General features: G+C 61.8%; 31 protein-coding genes, 2 tRNA genes and 1 pseudogene. 12 read left to right on the top strand and 22 right to left on the bottom strand.

The features are described from left to right. Positions 1-90: 90 nt before the first annotated feature. Positions 91-909: an AraC family transcriptional regulator gene (locus N0B28_RS01320; RefSeq protein ID WP_054915940.1), complete on the bottom strand. Its 819-nt coding sequence runs from the start codon at positions 907-909 to the stop codon at positions 91-93. A gap of 46 nt (positions 910-955) precedes the next feature. Beyond that, on the bottom strand, positions 956-1573 hold the full coding sequence (locus tag N0B28_RS01325; protein WP_275729953.1) for a LysE family transporter: 618 nt from the start codon (positions 1571-1573) through the stop codon (positions 956-958). A gap of 450 nt (positions 1574-2023) precedes the next feature. Between N0B28_RS01325 and N0B28_RS01330 the strand changes: the two genes are divergently transcribed. Together N0B28_RS01330 and N0B28_RS01335 are read left to right on the top strand one after the other, a co-directional pair. Then, positions 2024-2320: a DUF3077 domain-containing protein gene (locus tag N0B28_RS01330; protein WP_153046062.1), complete on the top strand. Its 297-nt coding sequence runs from the start codon at positions 2024-2026 to the stop codon at positions 2318-2320. Positions 2321-2394: 74 nt separating this feature from the next. Continuing rightward, complete coding sequence (locus N0B28_RS01335) at positions 2395-2742, top strand: hypothetical protein (protein ID WP_253086509.1); 348 nt, start codon at positions 2395-2397, stop codon at positions 2740-2742. 143 nt (positions 2743-2885) lie between these two features. On the opposite strand, the gene N0B28_RS01340 is transcribed toward N0B28_RS01335, so the two are convergent. Further along, positions 2886-3383, bottom strand: a complete 498-nt coding sequence (locus tag N0B28_RS01340) for an SMI1/KNR4 family protein (protein ID WP_043859806.1) — start codon at positions 3381-3383, stop codon at positions 2886-2888. Between the two features lie 181 nt (positions 3384-3564). Here N0B28_RS01340 and N0B28_RS01345 point away from each other — a divergent pair, with 181 nt between their 5' ends. Beyond that, positions 3565-4392, top strand: a complete 828-nt coding sequence (locus N0B28_RS01345) for a DUF2314 domain-containing protein (RefSeq protein ID WP_043859807.1) — start codon at positions 3565-3567, stop codon at positions 4390-4392. A 434-nt stretch (positions 4393-4826) separates the two neighbouring features. On the opposite strand, the gene N0B28_RS01350 is transcribed toward N0B28_RS01345, so the two are convergent. After that, complete coding sequence (locus N0B28_RS01350) at positions 4827-5114, bottom strand: HigA family addiction module antitoxin (protein ID WP_043859808.1); 288 nt, start codon at positions 5112-5114, stop codon at positions 4827-4829. 12 nt (positions 5115-5126) lie between these two features. Further along, positions 5127-5405, bottom strand: coding sequence for a type II toxin-antitoxin system RelE/ParE family toxin (locus N0B28_RS01355; RefSeq protein ID WP_043859809.1), 279 nt, complete (start codon positions 5403-5405; stop codon positions 5127-5129). A 910-nt stretch (positions 5406-6315) separates the two neighbouring features. Between N0B28_RS01355 and N0B28_RS01360 the strand changes: the two genes are divergently transcribed. Continuing rightward, positions 6316-7281, top strand: a complete 966-nt coding sequence (locus N0B28_RS01360; protein WP_275729960.1) for a hypothetical protein — start codon at positions 6316-6318, stop codon at positions 7279-7281. Positions 7282-7328: 47 nt separating this feature from the next. Here N0B28_RS01360 and N0B28_RS01365 read toward each other — a convergent pair. After that, positions 7329-7877 (bottom strand): annotated as a pseudogene (locus N0B28_RS01365) (hypothetical protein); the annotation flags it as partial. A 159-nt stretch (positions 7878-8036) separates the two neighbouring features. Here N0B28_RS01365 and N0B28_RS01370 point away from each other — a divergent pair. After that, a complete protein-coding gene (locus N0B28_RS01370) occupies positions 8037-8219 on the top strand; it encodes a type II toxin-antitoxin system HicA family toxin (RefSeq protein ID WP_213606734.1) in 183 nt (60 codons plus the stop codon). 29 nt (positions 8220-8248) lie between these two features. Continuing rightward, positions 8249-8674, top strand: coding sequence for a type II toxin-antitoxin system HicB family antitoxin (locus tag N0B28_RS01375; protein WP_213606736.1), 426 nt, complete (start codon positions 8249-8251; stop codon positions 8672-8674). A gap of 105 nt (positions 8675-8779) precedes the next feature. Here the strand turns inward: N0B28_RS01375 and N0B28_RS01380 are convergent. From N0B28_RS01380 to N0B28_RS01400, 5 genes are all read right to left on the bottom strand, one after another. Next, positions 8780-8855, bottom strand: a tRNA-Thr gene (locus N0B28_RS01380). A gap of 95 nt (positions 8856-8950) precedes the next feature. Then, positions 8951-9214, bottom strand: a complete 264-nt coding sequence (locus N0B28_RS01385) for a hypothetical protein (protein WP_054915796.1) — start codon at positions 9212-9214, stop codon at positions 8951-8953. 38 nt (positions 9215-9252) lie between these two features. After that, on the bottom strand, positions 9253-9633 hold the full coding sequence (locus N0B28_RS01390; protein ID WP_043862226.1) for a hypothetical protein: 381 nt from the start codon (positions 9631-9633) through the stop codon (positions 9253-9255). A gap of 17 nt (positions 9634-9650) precedes the next feature. Next, positions 9651-9857, bottom strand: coding sequence for a helix-turn-helix transcriptional regulator (locus N0B28_RS01395; RefSeq protein WP_043862225.1), 207 nt, complete (start codon positions 9855-9857; stop codon positions 9651-9653). A gap of 9 nt (positions 9858-9866) precedes the next feature. Next, positions 9867-10445, bottom strand: a complete 579-nt coding sequence (locus tag N0B28_RS01400; RefSeq protein WP_043862224.1) for a hypothetical protein — start codon at positions 10443-10445, stop codon at positions 9867-9869. Between the two features lie 521 nt (positions 10446-10966). On the opposite strand from N0B28_RS01400, the gene N0B28_RS01405 reads away from it, so the two are divergent. Together N0B28_RS01405 and mdtI are read left to right on the top strand one after the other, a co-directional pair. Next, positions 10967-11326: an SMR family transporter gene (locus tag N0B28_RS01405; RefSeq protein ID WP_210013913.1), complete on the top strand. Its 360-nt coding sequence runs from the start codon at positions 10967-10969 to the stop codon at positions 11324-11326. Then, complete coding sequence (gene mdtI, locus N0B28_RS01410; RefSeq protein WP_043862222.1) at positions 11320-11649, top strand: multidrug/spermidine efflux SMR transporter subunit MdtI; 330 nt, start codon at positions 11320-11322, stop codon at positions 11647-11649. Before N0B28_RS01405 ends, mdtI begins: the two co-directional genes overlap by 7 nt. A gap of 227 nt (positions 11650-11876) precedes the next feature. On the opposite strand, the gene N0B28_RS01415 is transcribed toward mdtI, so the two are convergent. The 11 genes from N0B28_RS01415 to N0B28_RS01465 form a co-directional block, all read right to left on the bottom strand. Further along, positions 11877-13085 carry a methyltransferase gene (locus N0B28_RS01415; RefSeq protein WP_275729969.1) on the bottom strand — a complete coding sequence of 403 codons (1209 nt, stop codon included), beginning with the start codon at positions 13083-13085 and terminating at the stop codon, positions 11877-11879. Continuing rightward, on the bottom strand, positions 13066-13755 hold the full coding sequence (locus N0B28_RS01420) for an ABC transporter permease (protein WP_043862220.1): 690 nt from the start codon (positions 13753-13755) through the stop codon (positions 13066-13068). Before N0B28_RS01420 ends, N0B28_RS01415 begins: the two co-directional genes overlap by 20 nt. Beyond that, positions 13752-14447: an ABC transporter permease gene (locus tag N0B28_RS01425; RefSeq protein WP_043862219.1), complete on the bottom strand. Its 696-nt coding sequence runs from the start codon at positions 14445-14447 to the stop codon at positions 13752-13754. The genes N0B28_RS01420 and N0B28_RS01425 overlap by 4 nt, the downstream gene beginning before the upstream one ends. Before the next feature lie 55 nt (positions 14448-14502). Then, the gene (locus N0B28_RS01430; RefSeq protein WP_043862218.1) at positions 14503-15264 is read right to left on the bottom strand and encodes an ABC transporter substrate-binding protein; all 762 of its coding nucleotides are present in this window, start codon (positions 15262-15264) and stop codon (positions 14503-14505) included. 13 nt (positions 15265-15277) lie between these two features. Next, positions 15278-16051 (bottom strand): ABC transporter ATP-binding protein, encoded by a 774-nt coding sequence (locus N0B28_RS01435; protein WP_054915791.1) that lies wholly within the window; start codon positions 16049-16051, stop codon positions 15278-15280. A gap of 313 nt (positions 16052-16364) precedes the next feature. Next, a complete protein-coding gene (locus N0B28_RS01440; RefSeq protein ID WP_043862216.1) occupies positions 16365-16799 on the bottom strand; it encodes a hypothetical protein in 435 nt (144 codons plus the stop codon). A 99-nt stretch (positions 16800-16898) separates the two neighbouring features. Further along, positions 16899-17309: a hypothetical protein gene (locus N0B28_RS01445; protein ID WP_054915790.1), complete on the bottom strand. Its 411-nt coding sequence runs from the start codon at positions 17307-17309 to the stop codon at positions 16899-16901. 116 nt (positions 17310-17425) lie between these two features. Then, positions 17426-17501: transfer RNA gene (locus N0B28_RS01450), tRNA-Phe, on the bottom strand. 91 nt (positions 17502-17592) lie between these two features. Next, positions 17593-17865, bottom strand: a complete 273-nt coding sequence (locus N0B28_RS01455; RefSeq protein WP_043862214.1) for an oxidative damage protection protein — start codon at positions 17863-17865, stop codon at positions 17593-17595. After that, complete coding sequence (mutY, locus tag N0B28_RS01460; protein WP_274096610.1) at positions 17862-18929, bottom strand: A/G-specific adenine glycosylase; 1068 nt, start codon at positions 18927-18929, stop codon at positions 17862-17864. The genes N0B28_RS01455 and mutY overlap by 4 nt, the downstream gene beginning before the upstream one ends. After that, positions 18926-21160, bottom strand: coding sequence for an AsmA family protein (locus N0B28_RS01465; protein ID WP_054915789.1), 2235 nt, complete (start codon positions 21158-21160; stop codon positions 18926-18928). Before N0B28_RS01465 ends, mutY begins: the two co-directional genes overlap by 4 nt. A gap of 326 nt (positions 21161-21486) precedes the next feature. Here N0B28_RS01465 and N0B28_RS01470 point away from each other — a divergent pair, with 326 nt between their 5' ends. The 4 genes from N0B28_RS01470 (at position 21487) to N0B28_RS01485 (ending at position 24822) form a co-directional block, all read left to right on the top strand. Next, the gene (locus N0B28_RS01470; protein WP_054915788.1) at positions 21487-23145 is read left to right on the top strand and encodes an OFA family MFS transporter; all 1659 of its coding nucleotides are present in this window, start codon (positions 21487-21489) and stop codon (positions 23143-23145) included. Positions 23146-23330: 185 nt separating this feature from the next. Next, on the top strand, positions 23331-23924 hold the full coding sequence (gene hisB / locus N0B28_RS01475; protein WP_043862210.1) for an imidazoleglycerol-phosphate dehydratase HisB: 594 nt from the start codon (positions 23331-23333) through the stop codon (positions 23922-23924). Next, complete coding sequence (hisH, locus tag N0B28_RS01480) at positions 23924-24562, top strand: imidazole glycerol phosphate synthase subunit HisH (protein ID WP_043862209.1); 639 nt, start codon at positions 23924-23926, stop codon at positions 24560-24562. The genes hisB and hisH overlap by 1 nt, the downstream gene beginning before the upstream one ends. Then, positions 24562-24822, top strand: a complete 261-nt coding sequence (locus N0B28_RS01485; protein ID WP_043862208.1) for a DUF2164 domain-containing protein — start codon at positions 24562-24564, stop codon at positions 24820-24822. The genes hisH and N0B28_RS01485 overlap by 1 nt, the downstream gene beginning before the upstream one ends. Positions 24823-24861: the final 39 nt, after the last annotated feature.

The following is a 24861-nucleotide window of genomic DNA, read 5'->3' on the forward strand; positions in this document are numbered from 1 at the left end:
CCTCTTTTCGTTATGGTTTCCTTTTTATCTATAACGGATGGGGGTGGGGATATCAAGGTCGGCGACCCCACCGCCCGCCAGCGCGCAAACTCAATCAAGGCGCCCGAGCAGGGGTTTGCACCAGCGCGAGGGGGTGATGCCGTAGGCGTTCTTGAAGTGCCTGGACATATGGCTCTGGTCGAAGAAACCGGCCTCTACGGCTGCGTCCGCCAGGCACTGACCGGCGAACACCGAGGCCTTGAAGCGGTCGAGACGGCGCAGGGTCAGGTAGCGGTGGGGGCTGGTGCCGAAGTAGGCGCGAAAGTCCTTGGACAGGCTCCAGCGGTCGCGGTTGGCGCAGGCGGCCAGGTCATCCAGGGTGATGGGCTGCTCCAGGCTGTCATCCATGTACTCGCGGGCACGCCGGGCGGCGGCGTAGTCGTGGGCCTGCCTTGATGCCGGGCGCCCGCACACGGCCTGCAGCGCGCTTACCAGGCCCAGCAGCGCGTCGTCCTCTTCGAGCGGGTCGAGCCTGTCGTCCATGCTCGCGAGCATCGCGTGGGTGGCGGCCGCCAGGCGCGGGTCGCGGGAGATGCCGCCCTTGAGAAACGGCAACGGCTGGCCCCCGAGCACCTCCTGCACCAGCGCCGGGGTGAGGTAGAGCATGCGATAGCGAAACCCCGACGCCGAGCCCGCATGCCCGTCGTGCACCTCGTCCGGGTGCAGCACCAGGATCTCCCCCGGCAGGCTGTGCCGGCTGGCGCCGCGGTAGCTGAAGCTCTGCACCCCGGCCAGGGTGCGGCCGATGGCATAGGTATCGTGGCGGTGCGGGTCGAAACCGTGGGCGCTGAAGAAGGCCTCCAGGCGTTCGACCCTGGGGGACGGCGGGGCGTGTTTCACCCAGTCTTGCGGTGATGGTAGATCGAGCATTCTGCTCACCTTTCGAGCGATAGAGTCAGGCCGGCGACAACACAGGTTACAGCGTGCCGGCGTTTGCCTGAATGTGAATGTAGAAATCGTGGAACATGAAGGCGGCGCACACGGCCAGAGCGAGGCCCATCAGGCGGTTGAACAGGTTGAAGTACACCTCTTTGCTGATGCGCTTGCCCAGCACGGCGCCCAGCAAGGCGTAGAGGCCCGGCGCGCCGGCAGCGCCCAGGGCGATCAGCGCCGACACCGCGGCGATGCTGGCGCCGCTGAGGTGCGCAGCGGGGAACATCACGCTGGTGATCGGCAGCACCACCATCATGCCCTTGGGGTTGAGGGCCTGGATCAGAAAGCCGTTCCAGAAGGTCAGCGCCTTGGCGGGGGCATCGGACGATTGGGTGAGCTGGACCCTGGCGGTGTAGACCTTGAAGGCCAGGTAGCTGGTGTAGAGCCCGCCGGCCAGGGCGAGGTAGGGCAGCGCGGCCTTGGAGATGATGGCTTCGCCGGTGTAGCCGAACAGGATGAACAGCACGAACATTGCGCCGCCCACGCCGACGAAGAAGCCTGCGGTACGGCGGAACTGGCCTGTAAGGCCGGCGTTCAGGCCCATCACGTTCACCGGGCCGGGGCTGTACATCACGCTGAAGGCGTAGAGAAAGATTTCCATTGTGTCCCCTGCGAGTGTGGGTAGGTGGTGTGCAGGTGACGTTAAACGGCCAGCCTTCGGCTGGCTTGTACGTTTGTGGGTGCCACCCTGCAGGAGCCGGCATTGCCGGCGAAGAGGCCGTCCACTGCGGCGCAGGGCTGCGTTTACACACGCTTGGCCAGACACGTCTGAAGGACTGTAATATGCGGACAGATTTTGCGTGGGCGGTGCGCCTTGCTGGGGTTCAGGCAGGCCGTTAGGCTCCTGCGGTCGCTGAGCATCAGCGATCGGGTTTGGTCGCCCGTTGACAAAAAATCACGCTTCGGCGCCGCCTATGGCGGTTGTACGCGGGAGGCCTCGTGCCTGCCGGGTTTTGATCTTTTTGTCCCGGTCGACCAACTCGCGTACAGCTGCCACCCAACTTGCTTGGTCGCGAGCAGTGGCAGCTTCACTCCACAAAAAGTGATCGCCATGAAAAAAATCGTTCCTGATCCGCCGACTGCTCTGCTGGGTGAGCCCAGCGTTGATCCTCGTATCGAACACTCGCCATTCTTCCTGGTACGCGCAGACATACCCGAAGAAGACGCCCTGATGCATGCCTCGCTGTTGCTCAGAGGCATCTTCGACACCCTCCAGAAAGCCTGTTTGCACCCCGAGGACTCCACCAGCAAAGTTCTGCTGTGGGTCTCGTTGCATTCGACGGAATTAGCCAAGGTGCTGGTGGATGCGGTGCTCGACGGCATGGGCAATCGCAAGGCCACTGCGTAGAGGAAGCGACAGGGGCCGACCTGTTCAGCCCCTGTTGTGACAGACTTTCCGATCATGCACGGAGCACGATGCCGATGACCCAATTTGAAACCCAATCCACCTCACCCGACGGCCGCTATCGCATCGAGGCTGCGCCGTGGGAAGCCGGCAACTCGCACTGGGTGTATCCGCCGCGGATTGTCGATGCCGTGTCGGGTGCCTGCCTGTTCGAGTTCCAGGACCAGCGCTGGTCCCTGGACCGCGCGGCATGGTTGAGTGATACGCAGGTCGAGCTGATGTTGCGCAAGTATCCAGGGCAACTTACAGGGCAAGGGATAAGGGTGTGGTTTGATTGTGCGGGACGTGTCGCGAGGTGCGGTGAGGGGGCGGGCGTTGAATTGGCTGACCTTGAGCGTGCGCTCGAGCGCCATGCTTGTGGGTAACTGAAAAACCATCGGCTACCCGCGATTCGAAGTGCAGGGGCCGGTCAAGCCATGGCCGGATGTTGGATCTTTCTGGATGACGACCGGGATTTCAGTGTTCGGGCGAATACCCGGCGTAGGTGCGCCTGGGTATTCGTTTCATGTCAGGGCTGTACACGGCTGTCGAACGGTTCGAAGTCGCGCTCGGTGAACGCTTCGGTCAGCACATTCGAACTGCACAGCCATTCGATCGCTTCCACCAGCCCGTTACCCGCGACGAGGGCGGCTTCACTGTGGCGTGGCAGCACATAGATGCGCTCCGGGTCGCTGGGGTGAATGATGAGTTCGTCGCCGTCGTAGGTGTCGCCAATGATGATGCACTGCAAGGCCTTTTCCTTGGGCATCAGCTCCTTGTCGTCGTCCCAGAACCAGTACTGGTTGATGCGCTCAACCCACTGGGCCTGGCTGTTTTCGCCGTGCAGCAGTTGATGGGGCGGGTAGATGCGCACGTACACGCCGCCAAGAATGCCTTCGCCGAACTGCGTGACGTACTCGCGGTAGCCGGTGGGGAAGCGGGTACCCAACACAGCTTGTGCCTGATCCACTTCGGCGTCTGTGGACAGCACCAGCGGGCTGCCGGTAACAGTGATGTTTTCAAACATTGGGCCTGTCCTTTTGCGTGGTATCCAAGGGTGCAGGTTTTTAGCGTAACGGGGGCTTGGGGGCAAGGCTGCCACGTTCGCTGGATCAGGTTATCCTGCTCCCGTTTTTCAAGTGGCGGCACAGGCCGCAAGTGCTCTGGCTTGAGCATTTCAGTGAACCAGGCGATGGAACGATTTACCTATGACCGAACAGATCATCTACGGTGTTGAAGGCGAAAGCGACGAGTTCAAGGCCGCCGTGGCCAGTGCTCAGGCGACGTTCAAGTATTTCTGGCGAGAGCTGTCGTGGGAGGCGCGCAGGATCGTGAAGGGCCTGGACATGGCGGCTGTAAAAATGTCCTTCCCCATCGAGAGCGACGACCCCGAGGTACCCAGCGTCGAGAACATGTGGGTGAGCGAGATCGAGTTCGATGGGCAGTCCATCACCGGCGTGCTGATGAATGAACCAAGCTGGGCCACCTCGTTCAAGGCCTGGGAGCCTGTGACGCTGCCGTTGGCCTTGCTGAACGACTGGATGTATGTGCGCCAGGGCCATGTGTACGGCGGCTTCACCGTCGACGCGATACGCGCGGCCATGCCCGAAGACGAGCGCCTGGAGCACGATGAGGCCTGGGGTATGGATTTCGGTGAGCCGGGTTTGGTCGAAGTCGTCCCGGCTGCAGAAGGTCAGCAGCCTTGGCTGCTCTCCCGTACGTTGAGCCGTGCTGAAGACCAGCAGACGCTGGCGGTGCTGGAATGCACCGAGCACCCGATGGCCTTGAACATGCGCGACAAGATCGAGGAGGGCGTGAGCGCACAGCCGCAGGTGGCCCGAGACCCGGATGACGAGGGATGGCTGATGCTGCACCGCGAGGTGCTGGCGGGCAATTACACGGTGGTGGATGCGCTGTTGCGTCATGGCGCTGACCCGTTGCTGCCCAACGGCAACGGCCAGACTTCGCTGGCGTTGGCAGGCATTGCCGGTTGGCCGCGGATTCTGGCGTTGCTTGAAGGGCAGAGCGCCCACTAGCGTGGGGTGCCATTCGCCAGCAAGGCTGGCTCCTACCGACGGCGTGGTCCTTTGTAGGAGCCGGCCTTGCCGGCGAAGAGGCCCGCCAACTCGCGTACAGCTGCCACCCCATGAGCGATACGCCATTGGGCCAGAGTGAAACCCAATCCACCGCACATCATCGACGCAGAATCAGGCGCTTGCCTGTTTGAGGTCGAGGACAAACGCTGGTCTCTGGACCGTGCGGCATGGTTGAGCGATACGTAGGTCGAGCTGATGTTGCGCAAGTATCCAGGGCATCTGACAGGGGAAGGGTTACGGGTGAGGGTTGATTGCGCGGGGCGTGTCGCGAGATGCGGCGAGGGGGCAGGTGTTGAGTTGGCTGACCTTGAGCGTGCGCTCGAGCGCCATGCTTGTGGATAACTGAAAAACCATCGTCGTCGGCTTTTTCAGTATCACGCGATAGACGCAAAGCGCTCGATCACAGGTTGTTCGCGATGCTCGGCCTGCCACAGATCCCAGTCAGCCTGAATGGCCAGCCAGGTTCGAGCCTTGCCGATGCCGGCTCGTTCAAGCCGAACGGCGAGGTCCGGGCTGACAGGTGCATGGCCGTGAAGGATTCGAGACAGTGTTTCTCTGGCGTAACCGAGGCGGCGTGCAAACTCGGCCACCTTTATATCCAGGGCGGGCAACACATCTTCGCGCAAGGTTTCGCCTGGGTGCGGGGGGTTGAACATGGCCATTTGGGGAACTCCTCAGTGGTAGTCGAGGTAATCAACCAGTTCAACGTCTGTGCCGTCGAATCGGAAAATTACCCTCCAGTTTCCGCTGATGGTCACTGACCAATACAAGGTCAAGTCGCCTTTGAGCGGGTGGAGCCTCCAACCGGGCATGTCGATGTCGCCCGCACAGGTTGCGCGATCCAGAAATGGAAGCAGGCGCGCAAGCCGCTTGGCATGGTCGGCCCGGATCCCTCGAGTCGAGCCGGTTTCGTAAAACGCCTTGAGGCCTTTGTGTTGAAAGCTCTTTATCATCGATAAAGTGTGATGCATTACATCACACTCTACAATCGCCCTGCAATATCAAGGCACAAAGAGAAATTCACTTCAATTTGGGTTCCGGTTCAGGACGACTACCCAGTAGCCGTGCACGAGGGAGACGGCGGCCCACAGGTGAGGTGCGCCGACGTGCCTGAAATGGCCTGTGCCGGTGATACGGTTGAGCAAGCTCTTTTCGACGCGGTAGTAGATCAGCGTATTGCCATACCGCTGCCATCGCCGGTGGTACCTGCCCAACCGGTGGTTCGCCTGCCAGCTTTGACGGAGGCCAAAGCTACACTGCGTATCGAATTGTCGGTGGTTACAGCTTCGTAGGAAGAGGCCGCTGCACACTAAGTACGATTAACACGAAAGAACCCGCCAAAAGGCGGGTTTTTCGTGGTTCCAGAAACACTGAAAATTGTCTCTGCAACCTTGTGATGGTGCGGCATCAGGAGTCGAACCCGGGGCCTACTGATTACAAGTCCAAAAAATCGACCAGTGTCCATTGGGAAAACCCGCAATCCTCAATGTTTTCTGACATATGTAGGCTTATTGGTCGCGGATAAGTCATGCCGCCGTGGACACTTTGTGGACACTCTCCAGCGATTTCTCTTGCACAGCATTGCAAAACCTTGCACTGGGTGAAACACGCCATTTTGGCTCAAGAGCCCCGGCTGGCCTGGGCGGGGCACCTGATTGCACCCCCACCCGGCTTTGCACAATTTTCCAACGCAAAGCCCGTCGGCGGGAGGGGGATAAGTGATTTTTCAGGAGAATTTTTCTTGGCCACCAGGATTTTACTCAGCATTAGTGGCAGTCTAAAATCAGAGAAAATTATAATTGAGTAGCGACAATGGGAACGATAAGTGTTGGGGTTGCGAGGGACGTTATAGTAAGACGCTATATGTCTTTCGAAGTGTTTGAAATGTTACTGAATTCTCAGTCGCTATATTTTTCTCGATTTGACAAATTTGATGACCATTTAGAAGGCGGGATTAATTCTAAAAATTTTCCATCCATCAGTAATGAACTGAGAATCCTTGATGGAGCAATGAACTCATGCTGGCCTGGGACTTCCCCTCGCGGTGAGCAAGAGTTGGTAAAAATGCAAGAAACGCAACATGAGATAGCAAGCGAGACTTTTCAATCTATATTTGGGGTGCAGAAGAAAGTAAACGGCAATGCCTACCTGCGAAATATCAGTTCTTGGCTGTATGCAAACTGCTGGACCGACCTTCCTTATGAATGCCAGGCAATGTGGCAACTTTATGGAAGCTCAGGTGGCAATTGTCGTCATGAGACTGGATGTGAGGAATGCAAGAGGACGGTAGGGAATTCGGTATGCATCGAAACAACTATTGGAGCGATTCTAGACAACTTAGAATTTAAGGAAGGATTTAACCTATCGATTCAAAAGGTAGAGTACCTCGATCATCGCCTTACCAAGTTCTCCGATAACGATCTGATTTCTAGGCCTTTCTTTTCCAAAGCCCTTCATTTTAGCTATGAGAACGAAGTCAGATTTATGCTTTGGCCGGATAGGCAAGATATTGAGTTTTCCTACAAGTACAATAAGAGCACTCGAAATGAGGAGGGCAGTCAAGTTCTACATATAAAAGATGTTGAGGCGCTCATAGGGAAAATTATTTTGTCGCCTCTTCCAATAAAAGTGACAAAAAAAATAATCGATCCCTACAAAGACCCTTGCAGCTCTAAGCTGGGGCTGCAAGATTCGCTGGCGAATTTGGCGTTAAGAGAAAAAGTTAAAAGTTTGTGCGTAAGAAATAACGTCGATATCGAAATAGTTGAATCTGATTTGAATCAGGTTTCTACAAGTGATTGCTACACATATGCAGGTGCAATGAAATAACTTTCATTGCTGTGCAGTACTAAACGTTCCAGCTTCGCATTGAGCGCTTAATCAGTCACAGACTTCATTAGTGCTGCAAGACGCAATACAGCGACTGAGTTCCCACTGAATGCCGCAGCGTTACTAGGCGGCGGAGTGGGGCCATGTGTGTGCCCGGCTAGCTGGGTATTCATCTGTTCCACCACATCCAGCAGGTCACACAACACCTGCAGCACGTTCACACTCTCTGAACCCAATCAGGTCTTGGGCGCCTGCAGGCGCTGGCTGGCCCCGGCCACGCTCTTGCGCAGGCTCTGGATCTGCTCCTGCAGGTCGCCACCCACAGTGGCATTGAGCTTCTGCCCCACCACCAGGTTGAGGTCGCGACCAGTGGTCTGGTGCAGATCATCCACGGCCGCCAGGCTCGCGGATCCGCCTGAGAGCAGCTTGAGCGCGCCCAGGGCCTCGATCTTCTTGATTCCACCCACTGACTCGGTCGAATGGTCGTCGACGGTCCTAGTGCGGCTCTGGAAGGTCTCGATGTTGTCCTGGGCCTCTACCTCTCGCTCGATAGCCTTGTCCTGGATCTTGCTGTCAGCTTGGCGGAGCCCGTTGCCGCCGTTCGCACCGCCATATCTGGTCACCCTTAAGCAGGTTGGACAGGCCAGCGCCTGAGCTACCATCGCCATTTTTCGGCCGTGCGAAGAAGCAACATTTTTGTTGCTTACGCAACATAACTGTTGCAGTGTGGCGGTGTCGAGATGGTGGGACTGCACATGAAGTACAGCGAGTTTCGACGATGGTTGCGAGCACATGGCGTTACGTTCGTGCCTGCGAAGGGAAGCCATTTCAAGGTTTACCTCGGCAACCGACAAACCATATTCCCAGACCATGGCGCTAAGGAAATCAGCGAAGGTTTGAGAAGAAAAATCATCAAAGACCTGGGCCTCGGTGATTGAAGTCGAGCCCTATGGGAGGCCCAAAGGCCATGTATGACTATCCAGTAACCGTGCACGAGGAAGAAGGCGGCCCATGGGTGAGCTGCGCCGACGTCCCTGAAATGTCCAGCGCCGGTGATACGGTTGAGGAAGCACTTTTCGACGCGGTAGATGCCCTGGAGTCGGCGCTTTCCTTTTACGTGGATCAGCGCATTGCCATACCGCTGCCGTCTCCACCTGCACTTGGCCAGCCTGTGGTGCGGCTACCTGCTTTGACTGCGGCCAAGGCTGCACTGTGGAATACCATGATCAAGCAGAAGGTGACCAAGACCGAGTTAGCGCGCCGGCTGGGGGTGAATCGGCCCCAAGTAGATCGGTTGGTAGATTTGCTGCACCGCTCCAAGATCGAACAGGTCGAGCATGCACTGCAAGTGCTTGGCCAGCGTATCGAGCTGTCGGTGGTTGCAGCTTCGTAGGAAGGGCCGCTGCACACTCAGTACGCCAAAAACGAAAAAACCCGCCAAAAGGCGGGTTTTTCGGGGGTTTCAGAAACACTGAAAACTGTCTCTGCAACCTTGTGATGGTGCCGGCACCAGGAGTCGAACCCGGGACCTACTGATTACAAGTCAGTTGCTCTACCAACTGAGCTATACCGGCATAGGGGCGCTATTATAGCGATCGGTTTGGTTCTGTAAACCACTTCCGCTCAATCTTGCGCAAGGCCACGGTTCACGTGGCCTGCAGCCCTTCTACTACCACCCGCGATGCAGGCTTTCGGCCGTCGGTTCGGCCTTGGCGGGGTCGAACAGCATCGGCTTCTGTTCATGGCAGCCACGCTTGCCGCATTTCACGTAGCGATGCGGCTGCGCCGGCAGGCCATTGTCGCCCAGCACCTGCATCTGCGGCATGTCCCAGCCCGCAAGGCTGTCGCCGCGGCTGGCGTGCCCGCCGGCGCAGCCACCCAGCAGCAGGGCAAAGGCCACCAGGGCGATGGTGTTGAAGGTGTTCATGGTCATGTGTGTTTTCCCGATTGCATCATGCGGCCCGCAAGCCGTCAGTCCTTGTTCAATATCCGGTGAATCGTGCCGCCACAACCCTGGTAGCACTGGTCGTACTCGCGCCCGCAATCACTCGACAGCCCCGCGCTGTAGGGGTAGCTCGGGTAGTAGCAACTGCGCCGCGCATCCTTCTTGCTCTTGCCCTGCTGGCAGTACTGGTAACTGCGCATCTCGGACTGATACAGGGCCTGGTTGGCGTTGTCCTGCATGCGTGCCAGTTGCCCGCAGTAGTTGCGCTGCTGCGAGCACGCGCTGATGCACTGCATGCCGTGCTGGCTCGGCGGTGGCGAATAGCGATAGGTGTAGCTTGGCCCACAGCCGCCCAGCAGGCCGGCGGCCAGCAGCAGCGCTGCGCGCCAGTGAAAGGTGATGCTCACGAGAGGGTGTTCCTTGTTCAGTCCTCGCTGAATTCCAGCAGGTCTCCCGGCTGGCACTTCAGCGCGCGACACAGCTTCTCCAGGGTCTCGATCTTGAAACCCTTGATCTTGCCGTTCTTCAGCAACGATAAGTTAGCTTCGGTAATGCCAATAATCTCGGCCAGGTCCTTGGAACGGATCTTGTTCCGGGCCATCACGACGTCGAGCCTGATGATTATCGGCATGGGGCTAGGCTAGACATAACAGTTGTGTTCATCGCTGATGGTCTTGGCGTCACGCATGAGGAGGGAGAAGGCACACAGCAATATGCCCTTCATGATCTCGTAAACCGCCGCGGATGATACACCGATCCCCACGCTGAAGCTCCTTTCGCCTGGCGGCAGGTCGATGCAGAAGGCCAGGCCCTGCAAGGTGGCGATCACCGGCCACAGCAACGGCAGGCCGATGCACAGTAGGCCCACCCACCACAGCAGCTTGATGTTGGAGGCCGTCCACGTCTGCCCGCGTGACAGGCGGATGAAGAACAGGCCGGTGAGGTACAGGGCCAATACCGACAGGCTGGCCGGGATCATGTCCAGGGTGATGACCAGTGCCTGGGCCAGGACGCTGGGCTGGAAGCCCGGCGCCACCAGCAGGGGCATCTGGTCGGCGAAGCTTTGCAGGTAGGCGGCCAGCACGTCGTGCCGGTCGAAAAGCCAGAACCAGGCATTGCAGCCAAATTCGGCCAGCGCCGTACCCCACGCCAGCAACGCCGCAAAGGCACCGATTGCACGCAGACGCGAGCGTGCGTAGGCCACTGTTTTGCTGTTCATGGTTTTTCCTTGGTCTGGTTTGAACGGGGCGGATTATTGAGCAAAAATTATTGCGGTACAATAATTAATTGATGTGAGATGAGGTGGTGTGGCGATTTGACTCGCAGGGGGGGCGGGGTCAGCGTTGCGGCCTTCGCGGGTCAAGCCCGCTCCCACAGGGATCGCCGCCAACCTTGTGGGAGCGGGCTTGACCCGCGATTGGGCCTTACAGGCTACGCCGGATTTGGGAATTATAATTTACGGGCCTTGCAGCCAGCTTTCAGGGGCTTTCACCAAATAACGAATAATCCGCAGCAAAATTCATTAGTCATTCTCTATCGATTTGACTTCCACAATGCCCTCAGCTAATTTGTTGTGCATTATGTTGAACACTCAAGCGTTGCCGCTCCTCACCTCCCGCCTGGTTTCCCGTGAACGTCACTGGACCGGCGACCTCTAGCGCCACCCTCCCAAACCCCGGCTTTTTTGCTGACGCCCCCGTCAGCCCCTCGCGTTTTTCGTAATGCCCATGGGAGGGCACCATGCGTTCCTGGATCTATCTGTTCATCGCCATCGTGGCCGAAGTGATCGGCACCACGTCGATGAAATTCGCCGCCGATCATTCGCCGGTTCTCGGTCACGCCCTCATGTACGCCATGATCGGCCTGTCCTACGGCTTTCTCGCGCTCGCCGTGAAGCGCGTGCCGCTGGGTGTGGCCTACGCCCTGTGGGAAGGCATCGGCATCGTGCTGATCACCGTGGTCAGCGTCACCTGGCTGGGTGAAAGCATCGGCCTGCTCAAGGCCCTGGGCCTGGGCGTGATGATCGCGGGTATCCTGCTGATCAAGTCCGGTACCCGCAGCGCCCGCCGTGAAACCACCGGGGAGGCCCTGCCATGCTGAGCCTGCAAGTGATCCCCTTTGCCTGGCTGGCACTGGCCATCGTGCTCGAGGTGCTCGCCAACCTGCTGCTCAAGTACTCCGACGGCCTGCGCAAGCGCTGGGTCGCGGCGGCATCGATCGTCTGTGTGCTGGCCGCCTTCACGGCGCTGGCCCAGGCGGTCAAGGACATCCCCCTGTCGATGGCCTACGCCATCTGGGGCGGCTTCGGCATTCTTGCCACCGTGGCCATGGGCTGGGCCCTGTTCGGCCAGCGCCTGGCCGGCCGCGGCTGGCTTGGCCTGCTGCTTCTGCTGGGCGGCATGGGCCTGCTGAAACTGGCCTGATCGCAGCCCTTAGAGCCATTCGCGAAAATGCTTATGCACAAGCTGCATGCCAACTCGGCGCGTAGTGCATCGCCAGTGGCCAGCCCGTTCGTCTTTGCGCAAATGGCTGTTTTTGCTCAGGTTTAGAAGGTGAACAAAAAATGACCAGCTGTCGCCAGCCCTTGTCCGGCGGCTTTTTCAGCGATTCATCAAAATGTTGCGCACAGACTTATCCACAGGTTTGCACGTCAACCGCGCTCTGCCAAAAGCATCAGATTCCGAGGCGTGAGAGGGTAGGGGCAGAAGCTGCCAAGGCGCACCTTGAAGCCCTGTTCGCCCAGGTACAGTGCGCGATCCAACACCAGCCATAGCTCCAGCGGGCGGCGGAACAGGTTGCGCACCTGTTCAAGGTTGCGCACCCGGGCCAGTCGCGCCCAGCCAGCCTGTTCCAGTGCCGCCCAATCGGGCGCACCCGTCACTTGCAGCCCCTTGAGTTCGGCCAGTTCCTGGCAGTACTGCGCGAAGGGCTTGTGCAGCCAGTGGCTGGGCAGCGAAGGGGTGGGCAGGTAGCTGTCGCAGCCGCGAACCTCGCGTTGCAGCAGGTCGAAGCCCAGGCGCCGCGCCATCGACGCGTCACGCTGGCGGCGCACGCGGTTGCCGGCGGTGACGGTTTCGCTCAGCGGCAGGCCCAGGTCGTCGACCGACAGGCTCAACGTCGAAGCTTGAGCGGCTGTGGATAACGCTTGGTAGTGCGCTGCGCTGATACGGTTGTAGCAGCACGGCGCAATCGCCAGCTGACGGCAGCCGCCAGCGCTGGCCAGTTGCATCAGGCGCACGTGCAGGTCGCCGCAGGCATGCAGCGCAACGGCGGTGTGCTGGCTGCCCAGCTGGGTGGCAGCATCGGCGGCCATCACGTCCTGCAGGCGATGCTCCGCAGGCAAGCGGTGGTGCTGGCTGAGCTGTTCGCCGGCCAACACCAGCGCGGGGTCGTATTCCAGGCAGGTCAGTTGCTGCGCCGGGCCCAGCAGGCGCCGGCCCAGGTGCCCCTTGCCCGCACACCAGTCCAGCCAGTGCGTGGGCTGGCGGGCAAAATCAAGGCGCCCGGCAAAGGCCTCGATCTGCTGCCATTTGCGCCCTGGCACGTCCACGTTCAGGCGCGGGTTGGCAGGGGCCAGCTCGATTGTGGATAACTCGCCCACCGCCGACAGCGCCTGACACTGGGCGGCCAGCTGTGGATAAGGTGCGGGGGCGTTTTCAGGCGGGGTGTCGGCCTCGCTCAGCGGCCGCTGACGCAGCCAGTGGCTCAGGGCGGGGTGCTCGCGCTCCCACGGCAGGTGCAGCTGGGTAAACGGCCGCGGCCGCCACAGGCCCTGATGCTCCAGCAAAAAGCTGTTAAGGGCCTGGAAGCGGCTATGCAGTGGCTCGCCCTGCAGTACCTCAGCGGCCCTGGCAGGCATCGACCCGCAACCAGCGCTCGAGCACCTTGAAGCCCTGCACCAGCAGGAACGAGATCAGCAGGTAGAACAGGCCGGCGGCAAAGAAGATCTCCACCGGCAGGTAGGTGCGCGCGATGATCGTGCGTGCCATGCCGGTCAGTTCCAGCAGGGTCACGGTACTGGCCAGGGCGCTGGCCTTGAGCATCAGGATCACTTCGTTGCTGTAGGCCGGCAGGCCGATGCGCGCCGCGCGCGGCAGCATGATGTAGAACAGCGCCTTGGCCCGGGACATGCCCAGCGCCCGCGCCGCCTCGATCTCCCCGCGCGGAATGGCCTGCAGCGCGCCCCGCAGGATCTCGGCGATGTAGGCGGCGGTATGCAGGGTCATGGTCAGCACGGTGCACCAGAACGGATCGCGCAGGTACGGCCACAGGGCGCTGTTGCGCACGATCTCGAACTGCGCCATGCCGTAGTACACCAGAAACAGCTGCACCAGCAGCGGCGTGCCACGGAAGAAGAAGATGTAGCCATACGGCAGCGCGCGCACATACCAGTGGCGCGAGGAGCGGGCGATGCCCAGCGGGATGGCCAGGATCAGCCCGGCGATGACCGCGATGGCCACCAGCTCCAGGGTCAGGGTCGCGCCCTGGGCCAGGCGTGGCAGCCACTTGATGATCACTTCCCAGTTCATTGGTTGGCCCTCGCGAAGCCGCGTGCGGCGCGTTTTTCCAGGAAGTGCATGCCGATCATCGCAAGGATGGTCAGGCCCAGGTAGATGATTGCCGCCACCATGTAGAAGGTGAACGGCTGCTTGGTCACGGTCACGGCCACCTGCGAGTGGCGCATGATCTCTTCAAGGCCGATCACCGATACCAGCGCGGTGTCCTTCATCAGGATCATGAACAGGTTGCCCAGGCCGGGCAGGGCGATGCGCCACATCTGCGGCAGGATCAGCCGCGAGAAGATCCGCGCCTTGGACAGGCCCAGGGCCAGGCCCGCTTCGCGGTGGCCCTTGGGGATGGCCAGGATCGCGCCACGGAACACTTCGGTGGCATAGGCACCGAAGCACAGGCCCAGAGCGATCACGCCGGCAGCAAAGGCGCTCAGCTCAAGGCCGGGAATATTCAGGAGGTCGCCCAGCTTGCTCATCAGGCTGACGGTGCCGAAGTAGATCAGCAACACCCACAGCAGCTCGGGCACGCCGCGCACCAGGGTCGAGTAGAAACCGCCAAGCCACTGCAGCGGCTTGTACGGCGAGGTCTTGGCCAGGGCGCCGAGCAACCCCAGCACCAGCCCCAGGCACAGGGCCGACAGCGCCAGTTGCACGGTCATCAGGGTGCCAGCCGCCAGGGCCGGACCGAATCCGTAGAGATCAATATTCATGGGCAGGCTTGTTCAGGGACGGGCACCGCCGCAGGGGCGGTGCCGGTCGGGCGAATCAATAGATGCTGAAAGGGAAGTACTTGTCGTTGATCTTCTTGTAGGTGCCGTCGGCAACGATTTCCTTGAGGGCGGCGTTCAGCCTGTCGCGCAGCTGGGTGTCACCCTTGCGCACGGCAATGCCGACCTTGTCGCTCTCGTTGACCGGGTCGCCCTTGAACTCGTAGTTCTTGCCGGCATCGGACTTGAGCCAGTCGTAGTTGGCGTACTTGTCGGCCAGGATGGCGTCCAGGCGGCCGGAGGTCAGGTCCAGGTAGGCGTTTTCCTGGCCGTCGTACAGGTTGACCTTGAAGTCGCCGTCCATGCCGCCGTTGTCGTCCAGCCAGGTTGCGGCCTGGGTGGCGCGCTGGGTGCCGATGGTCTTGCCCTTGAGCGAGGCGCGGTCGGTCTTGAAGTCGACGTTTTTCGGGGCGATGAACTGCTGCTTGTTGGAGTAGTACGGGTCGGTGAAGTCAACGGCCTGCTTGCGCTCGTCGGTGATCGACAGCGACGAGATCAGGAAGTCGAATTTCTTGGCGTTCAGGGCCGGGATGATGCCGTCCCAGTCGGAGGTGACCACTTCGCATTCGACCTTCATCTTGGCGCACAGGGCGTCGCCGATGTCCTTGTCGAAGCCTACGACCTGGCCGCTGGCATCCTTGTTGTTGAAGGGCGGGTAGGCCGCTTCGATGCCCATTTTCAGCTTTTCGGCGGCCATGGCGTTGGCCGAGAACACCAGGGTGGCGGCAGCGGCCAGGAGGAATTTCTTGTAGTTCTGCATGCGTGTTGCTCCGTTAGCGGTTGCTGGACATGAATTGTTTACAACGCGCCGAGTTCGGGTTTTCGAAAACCTGCTGCGGCGATCCTTGCTCTTCCACCAGGCCCTGGTGCAGGAAGATGACTTCACTGGACACCTGCCGGGCGAAGCTCATTTCATGGGTAACCAGTAGCATGGTACGGCCTTCTTCGGCCAGCGCGCGGATCACGTTGAGCACTTCCTGGACCATTTCCGGGTCCAGCGCCGAGGTGGGCTCGTCGAACAGAATGACCTTCGGCTTCATCGCCAGGGTGCGCGCAATGGCGGCACGCTGCTGCTGGCCGCCGGAGAGTTCGGCCGGGTAGCTGTGGCGCTTGTTGTGGATGCCGACCTTGTCCAGCAGCGCCTCGGCGTGCTCGATGGCCTCGGCCTTGCTCTGGCCGAGCACCCGGCGCGGCGCCTCGATGATGTTGTCGAGCACGCTCATGTGCGGCCACAGGTTGAAGTTCTGGAACACGAAGCCGATCTCGCTGCGCAGGCGGTTGATCTGCCTGTTGTCGGCGGCGACCAGTTCGCCGTTCTTGCCGGCCTTGAGCCTGAGCTCTTCACCGGCGACCAGGATCTGGCCTTCGTGGGGGTTTTCCAGCAGGTTGATGCAGCGCAGCAAGGTGGACTTGCCGGAACCGGACGACCCCAGGATCGAAATCACGTCGCCGTCGCGGGCGGTCAGCGAAATGCCCTTGAGAATCTCCTGCGCGCCGTAGCGCTTGTGCAGGTTGCGGATTTCCAGCGCGGGCGTGGCCTGGGCCATGTGCGGTCCTCTTGAGTTCTGGTGCGTGCCTGCTGTTGTCGGCCTTCCTGGCGAGGCGCAACGCTAGCATAGCGCTCGAACGACAGCCAACAACGGCGGGCGGGGCGAAGGGCCTGTGGGCAGGTGGGTGTCGCATCGATGCAGCGGACTGTCGCGCGGATGACCGCGCGCCCCATTTCCACGGGCCGTAGCCGTGATGAAAAAAGGCGCGATGGTGCCAGTTTTGGCCGATGCTGGAAAGCCGTTTTTGACCGGTTGCACAGCATCCGGGGGTTTTGCCGGCCCTGGGCTGCGGCGCAGCCCGGGTCGTTGCTCAACCGAATTTCTTCTGCTTGGAGACGATCTCCGACGCCTGCACATAGGCGTCCTGGAACTCGTCGCTCTCCAGCCACTGCATCGCTTGGGCCTCTTCGGTGCCGTCCAGCCAGTGGCGGTAGGCGCAGAACACCTTGCAGATGTAGTCGGTGGAGTGTTCTTCCTTGTGCCCCTTGAGCACCAGGGCCAGCAGCGGGTCGACCAGGAACACAGCAATCATCGAGGCCAGGCCGGTGTCCTGTGCCTGTTTCATCTTTTCGAACAGCGCGGTGTAGCTGCCCGATTCCATGGCCTTGGTGAACACCTGCTCGACGCTGGCGCTGGCGCTCTCGCCGCTGCTCTTGACCGCCTGGCCGCTGCGTACCATGCGGTTCTCGCGGGCCTTGCTGGCGGCGCGCTTGGCGCGTTTTTGCTGTTTGCTGCTGGAAGCCATTGCGGGTAATCCTTGAAAGAAGGTGATGCGTGGCGCTATTGAACCTCACTCCCTCGGCAAACCCAAGCCTGTGTCGCCGCGTGCAGCAGGGGCGTGCCGCTAGGGCAGCCGCCCGCACAGCGCATTGCCTTCATAGCCGTGCATGATCGGCGCCAAGAACATGAACGGGCCGCAGGCATTGAGGTAGGGGTTCTTGTCGACGCTGTGGGTGGTGTACATCAGCACGCGCTCGTCGCCGAACCTGTCGTGGCCGAACGCGGCTTCGGTGTAGGTCGAGCACACCGGCAGCTTCAGCGGCACGGGCAGCACCACCAGCCACAGGCTGATGCCGCACCATTCCCGGGTGGCTTCGGAACGTTCGGTGCGGGTGATGTGCGGGGTGATATCACGGCCGAGCAGCTGGCGGTAGGTGTCGGTCTTTTCGACGCGGGTCTGGGGCGAGGCGGACTTGAAGCCGACGCAACCGTTCAGGCACACCAGCGCAAGCGCCGTCATCACAAGCCTTTTCATCCATGAACCCTGGTAGGCGCCGGCCTGGCCGGCGAAGGTGACGACCTGGGGAGCACCAAATCGCAGGCAATAAAAAACCCCAAGGAATCACTTCGCTTGGGGCTTTTCGGTATTAGTGGTGCCCAGAGACGGAATCGAACCGCCGACACGGGGATTTTCAATCCCCTGCTCTACCGACTGAGCTATCTGGGCAACGGGGCGCATTAAAAGCGTTTTTCGGATTTGCGTCAACGACTTTTTGAAAATTTATTAAATTAATTCCGTCGCTTACGAATTTCCGGGGTTATTCGGCAGGCGGCACGTAGCCTTCGGCCTTCTCGTATTCTTCGCCGGAGAAGAACTTGTCCATCTCGCCCTGGAGGTACTTGCGGTCCTCGGCGTTCATCATGTTCAGGCGCTTCTCGTTGATCAGCATGGTCTGTTCCTTCTGCCAGTCGGCCCAGGCCTTCTGCGAGATATGCTCGAAAATGTCCTGGCCCTTGGCGCCGGGATACGGCGGGCGCTCCAGGCCAGGCAGCTCTTCTTTGTACTTGCGGCACATTACGGTGCGGGTCATGACGACTCTCCTGCATTCAATACGTGGGCCGCGCGTTTGAGCAGTTTCTTGACCGGGGCAGCAAGGCCCAGGCGCGGCGGGGTGGCGAGGTTATACCAGAGCCAGTCGGCCTCGGCCACGTGGTCACCCTGGGGGGCCACCGGCACCAGCCAGGGTTGGATCGCCAGCTGGAAGTGGCTGAAGGTGTGGATCAGGCTGTCCAGCGCCACGGGCTCGCCCAGGTTCACCCCGTGCTGCTCGGCCAGGTGTTGCAGGTCGTCGAGGCTGTCCAGCTCCGGCAGGCTCCACAAACCGCCCCACAGGCCGCTGGACGGGCGCCGGTACAGCAGGATGGCGCCCTCGTTGTTGGCCAGCAGCGGCATCAGTGTGCTGCGCTGGGGCAGGGTCTTGCGCGGCTTGGGGATCGGGTAGCGGATCTCCTGGCCGAGCATGTGCGCCTCGCAGCCGCGCTCCAGCGGGCACAGCAGGCAACTGGGCTTGCTGCGCGTGCACAGGGTGGCGCCCAGGTCCATCATCGCCTGGGTGTAGTGGTTGACCCGGCTGTGGGGGGTAAAGCGCTCGGCGTTGGCCCACAGCGCCTTGGCCACCTTGGGCTCGCCCGGGTAGCCTTCCTGCGCGGTGTAGCGGGCCAGCACGCGCTTGACGTTGCCGTCCAGGATCGGCGCACGCAGGCCCATGCTGATGCTGGCGATTGCCCCGGCAGTGGACAGGCCGATGCCGGGCAGCTCGGTGAGCTTCTCGACATCGCGCGGGAATTGGCCGGCGTACTGCTCCACCACGATCTTCGCGGTCTTCTGCAGGTTGCGCGCGCGGGTGTAGTAGCCCAGCCCGGTCCACAGGTGCAGCACCTCGTCCTCCGGCGCCGCGGCCAGGGCCTCGACGCTGGGCAGGGCTTGCATGAAGCGCCCGAAGTAGTTGAGCACGGTGCTCACCTGGGTCTGTTGCAGCATGATCTCCGACACCCACACCCGGTACGGGGTGATGCCCTGTTGCCAGGGCAGGTCGTGGCGGCCGTTACGGTCGTACCATTCCAGCACGGCGCTGGAAAACTGCTCGGGATTCATCGTTTGAACAGGCCCTTGAGTGCGTCTTTGAGTTCGGGACTGACCTTGTCACCCAGCTTTTCGTTGAGCTTTTCCTGCAGCTTGTTGCCCAGCGCCTTGCCGGCCAGCTTGCCCAGGCCATCCTTGTCCACGCGGCAGGCCTTGGCACCCAGCTCCAGCGGGCCACGGCAGCGCAGCGGGAACTCCAGCCCCACGTAGCGCTCGTTGACCTGGCAGGCCGGGTCGGGCATGTCGCGCTTGTCGCCCTCGACGATCACGCCCACGCGGTAGTCCATGCCCAGCACGCGCAGGTCGAGGTCGCCGTGGCCGTTGACGGTCAGGCCCGGGATGCGCACCTTCAGGTCCGGGTTGCTGGCCACGCCGTTGCGCAGCACCAGGCTGCCCTTGAGTTCCTGGAACGGGGTGTCCTTGCCGCGTGGTTCGCCGCTCAGGGCCTTGCGGTTGAGGGTGGCGATGCCCTGGCACAGCTGCTGCTCGAGGTTGGCATTGACCAGCACACCGTTGTTGATGACGAAGCTGGCGTTGCCATTGAGGGTGTCGATCAGCGCCTTCTGGCTGTTGCCGCTGCCGGTCAGGTTGCTGCTCAGGGTCAGCAGGCCCTTGACCGGCGGGGTGTCGGTCTGGCTCTTGATGAAGTGCTCCACCGGTACGCGGTTGACCTGGGTACTCAGGCCGATCTGCGGTACCGCAGGGCGCACGTCGAGGGTGCCCTTGGTAGCGAAGTCGCCGTTGTAGAGGCCGCCCTGCAGGGTGTCCAGGGTGATCAGGCCACCCTGGCCACGGGCCTTGAGCACGGCGTTCTGGATAGGCAGCTGTTCAAGGGTGAGCACGCCGAAGCTCAGGTCTGCCTGCAGGTCGAGTACGCGCAGGCGGTCCACCGGCAGCAGCTTGTCGGTGCTCCAGGCGGTCTTGGTGGGTGCGTCCGGCAGCGGTGTGGTGCCGGCTCCGGCCAGCGCACCGGCTTCATTCTGCTGCACCTCGGCCTGGCGCGCGGCCTTGGCGCCGGTGGCGGCCTCGCTCTTGGCCGGCAGGTAGCGGTCGGCATTGAACGTGTCGGCTTTTAGCTGCACGCGCAGGGCTTGCTTGGCGAAGTCATCCACCGCCAGGCGGCCGGTGAAGGTGCTGTCGTCGAGCTTCACTGCCAGGTCTTCCAGAGCCAGGCGGGTGGGGCTGCCTTCCAGGCGGCTGACCAGCTCGAACTTGCCCAGGGTGGCGGCATCGGCCATCGGTGGCACTGCCACGCCGACGCTGTCGAGGAACGTGCGCAGGTCGAGCTGGGCGATGGACAGGCCGCCGGTGAGCTTGGGCGTGCTGTTCAGGTCACGCACGTTCAGCTCGCCCAGGGCGCGCAGCTGGTTGGCCGACAGCTTCAGGCCGTTCCATTCGGCGACGTTCGCGGCCATGTCCACCAGCAACTGGCCCTGGGCGGCGAAGGTCATGGTCTTGCCCTGCAGCGGCTCGCCGGAGGCTTCGCCACTGAGCTTCATGTCTTCGAACTGATAGCGCTTGAGCGCACGGTCGAAGCGCAGCTCGCCCTTGAGCTCGGTGCGGGCGCGCAGGGCCGGCTGGCCAGCGCTGAAGAAGGCGGTCATGGTCAGCGGAATGTTGACCCCTTCGTGAACCGCGCCGGTGCTCAGCTGGATGCTCTCGGCGCTGAAACTCTGGCCGCTTTGCGCATCGCTGTACTGCACCTTGGCGTTGTTCACGGTGAGGCTGTCGATGTCCAGCTTGACCGGGCGCTCGGCGGCGGCCGGCTTGGCCGGGGCCTCGCCTGGGGCGGGTGTGCCGGCGCTGCCTTCGGCCGGTGCAGCCGGGGTGGCGGCCGGCAGCGGCTTGCCGATGTCTTCCCAGTTGCCGTGGCCGTGCTCGTCGCGGGCCAGGGTCAGGTTAAGGCCCTCGACGCGCACGTCGCTCATCTGCACTTCACGGCGCAGCAGCGGCAGTACACGCACCGACAGGCCGAGCATCTGCAGGTCGGCGAATGGCACCTTGGGATTGTTGAGCGTGGCGATGCTCGCCTCGTGCAGTTCCAGCCCCAGCCACGGGAACAGGCTCCAGCCGATGTCGCCGTTGAGCGTCAGCTCGACGTGGGCCTTGTCGCGTGCCAGCTGGCGGATCTCGTCTTTGTAGTCGTTGGGATCGAAGAGGTGGGTCAGGGCAAAGCCCAGCGCCACAATGATCAGCAACAACCCGAGTATCACCAGCCCCAGGATTTTGCCGAACGCTTTCATGGGCGAGTCCTTGTAGTCCGATTGTAAAATTCAGCCGCAGAGTATAGCCCCGTGCAGGGCGCGCGGGCGCGGCGCGACCCGGGTTTGGACAGCAACCGGCGGGGCAGTTCCTGACACGGGGGTATCAGTTTTCGCAAAAACCACAGTATCAGCCTAATTTCAGCGAGTGCGGCGAATGGTACTCTCTCGCGCCTCCACGGTCCCGTTGCGGCCGATTGTCGCGTCAAAGGGCCGGTTGCCAGATAAACGACGTGCTGCCCCTGGCAGCCAAAGTCGCAGGCAGCAGGCCTGGTCGGTGGAGCATCCATATCACGAGGGGAACAACAATGAGCAGCACTACGGTGGGCGGCATCGCCAGTACGCCCGGCTTCCTGTCCAAGGAACGCATTGTCGCCAGGGCCGGTTTCAACCGCTGGCTGGTGCCACCGGCGGCCCTGGCCATTCACCTGTGCATCGGCATGGCCTATGGCTTTTCGGTGTTCTGGCTGCCGCTGTCGCAGGCCATCGGTATCAGTGCGCCGGTGGCGTGTGCGCCGGAGATGAGCTTCGTGGCGCGCCTGTTCACCGCCGAGTGCGACTGGCCGATCTCGATGCTGAGCTGGATCTACACGCTGTTCTTCGTGTTCCTCGGTTGTTCGGCGGCCATCTGGGGCGGCTGGCTGGAGCATGCCGGGCCGCGCAAGGCCGGGGTGGTCTCGACCCTGTGCTGGTGCGGTGGCCTGCTGATGTCGGCGCTGGGGGTGTACACCCACCAGCTGTGGCTGATGTGGCTGGGCAGTGGCGTGATCGGCGGTATCGGCCTGGGGCTGGGCTACATTTCGCCGGTATCGACGCTGATCAAGTGGTTCCCGGACAAGCGCGGCATGGCCACCGGCATGGCGATCATGGGCTTTGGCGGCGGCGCCATGGTCGGCGCGCCACTGGCGGCGGCGCTGATGAGCCACTTCGCCGGCCCTGACGGGGTGGGCGTGTGGCAGAGCTTCGTGGTGATGGCGCTGATCTACTTCGTGTTCATGCTCGGCGGCGCCCTGGCCTACCGCGTGCCGCCCACCGGCTGGAAGCCCGAAGGCTGGAGCGCGCCGCAGAAAAAGGCCGGCAACGCGATGATCACCCACCGCCACGTGCACGTCAGCGTGGCGTGGAAGACGCCGCAGTTCGCGCTGATCTGGCTGGTGCTGTGCCTTAACGTGTCGGCCGGCATCGGCATTCTGGGCATGGCCTCGCCGCTGCTGCAGGAAGTGTTCGCCGGCAAGCTACTGGGCAACGACCTGAGCTTCAGCCAGCTGGATGCCACGCAACTGGCACAGATTGCCGCCATTGCCGCGGGCTTCACCGGGTTGCTGAGCCTGTTCAACATCGGCGGGCGTTTCTTCTGGGCCTCGTTCTCCGACTACATCGGGCGCAAGAACACCTATTTCGCCTTCTTCGCCCTGGGCGTGGCGCTGTATGCGCTGATCCCGAACATGGGCCACCTGGGCAACATCGCGCTGTTCGTGGCGGCGTTCTGCATCATCCTGTCGATGTACGGTGGCGGCTTCGCCACGGTGCCGGCGTACCTGGCCGACCTGTTCGGCACGCAGATGGTGGGCGCCATTCACGGTCGCCTGCTGACCGCCTGGGCGGCAGCCGGGGTGCTGGGCCCGGTGCTGATCACCTACCTGCGCGAGTATCAGCTGGAGATGGGCGTGGAGCGGGCGGCGGCGTATGACATGACCCTGTACATCCTGGCCGGGCTGCTGGCGCTGGGCTTTTTGTGCAACGCGCTGGTGCGGCCGGTGGCCGACAAGTACTTCATGACCGATGCGCAACTGGCGGCCGAACAGGCGCTGGGGCACGACAAGGGCGCCAATGGCAGCACCGTGCTGGAGTGGAAGGCCGCGCCGGGCAGCCGGCCGCTGGTGATTGCCGCGTGGCTGGTGGTGGGTATTCCGCTGGCGTGGGGGGTGTGGGTGACCCTGCAGAAGACTGCGGTGCTGTTCCATTAAAGGCATCGCGGGTCAAGCCCGCTCCTACAAGGATCTCTGCTGACCGTGTGGGAGCGGGCTTGACCCGCGATGAGGCCGGTACTGCTGACGCAAATTCCCCGCCAACTGTCTTCTTCGTTCCAAGCCACGCGTATCTAGGCCTATAATGGACACCTTTTTCGCCCAATGATTTTGCGGAGCTGGTGATGGTCGAACGTACGGCTAGCGTCGAGCGCAATACTCTGGAAACCCAGATCAAGGCCTCGATTAACCTGGATGGCAGCGGCAAGGCCCGATTCGATATCGGTGTGCCTTTCCTCGAACACATGCTCGACCAGATCGCCCGACATGGGCTGATCGATCTGGACATCGAGTGCAAGGGCGACCTGCACATCGACGATCACCATACCGTCGAAGACGTCGGTATCACCCTGGGCCAGGCATTCAACCAGGCCATCGGCGACAAGAAGGGCATCCGCCGCTACGGCCATGCCTACGTGCCGCTGGACGAGGCGCTGTCGCGCGTGGTCATCGACTTCTCCGGCCGCCCGGGCCTGGAGATGCACGTGCCCTTCACCCGCGCCACCGTGGGCGGTTTCGACGTCGACCTGTTCCAGGAATTCTTCCAGGGCTTTGTCAACCACGCCAACGTCTCCCTGCACATCGACAACCTGCGCGGGCACAACACCCACCACCAGATCGAGACCGTGTTCAAGGCCTTCGGCCGCGCACTGCGCATGGCCATCGAGCTGGACGAACGCATGGCCGGCCAGATGCCGTCGACCAAGGGCTGCCTGTAATGCAGACGGTAGCCGTTATCGACTACGGCATGGGCAACCTGCACTCGGTGGCCAAGGCCCTGGAGCACGTGGGCGCCGGCAAGGTGCTGATCACCAGCGATGCTGCGGTGATCCGCGAGGCCGACCGCGTGGTGTTCCCGGGTGTGGGCGCGATCCGCGACTGCATGGCCGAGATTCGCCGCCTGGGCTTCGACAGCCTGGTGCGTGAAGTCAGCCAGGACCGCCCCTTCCTCGGCATCTGCGTGGGCATGCAGGCCCTGCTCGACCACAGCGAAGAGAACGACGGCGTCGATTGCATCGGCCTGTTCCCGGGCAATGTGCGCTTCTTCGGCAAGGGCCTGCACGAGGACGGCGAGCACCTTAAGGTGCCGCACATGGGCTGGAACGAAGTATCCCAGGCCATCGACCACCCGCTGTGGCACGACATCCCCGACCGTGCGCGCTTTTACTTCGTGCACAGCTACTACATCACCGCCGCCAACGCGGCGCAGGTGGCGGGCAGTGGTCACTATGGCGTCGACTTTGCCGCCGCGCTGGCCGACGGCTCGCGCTTTGCCGTGCAGTTCCACCCGGAGAAGAGCCATACCCATGGCCTGCAGCTGCTGCAGAACTTCGCCGGCTGGGATGGTCGCCGGTAATGGGCAAGTCCCGCGCCAAGCGGCCGATCCTCACCCTCGCGCCTGAAGAAGAGCGCGAGGCGCTGGCCAAGCTCAAGCGTTTTCTCGAAGACCGCTTCGAGCTTGAGCTGGGTTCGTTCGAGGTGGCTGAAGTGCTGGAGCTGTTCAGCCAGGAGATTGCACCGCATTACTACAACAGGGCGATTTTCGATGTGCAGGCGCACCTCAAAGAGAGGTTCGAAAGCATTGAAAGCGACTTGTGGTCGCTCGAGAAGAACTGACTTCCCGAGCTCACTGTTTACCGAATAGACAGGTTCCCC

Source organism: Pseudomonas sp. SD17-1 (assembly GCF_029201585.1).
GTDB classification, from domain to species: Bacteria; Pseudomonadota; Gammaproteobacteria; order Pseudomonadales; family Pseudomonadaceae; genus Aquipseudomonas; species Aquipseudomonas palmensis.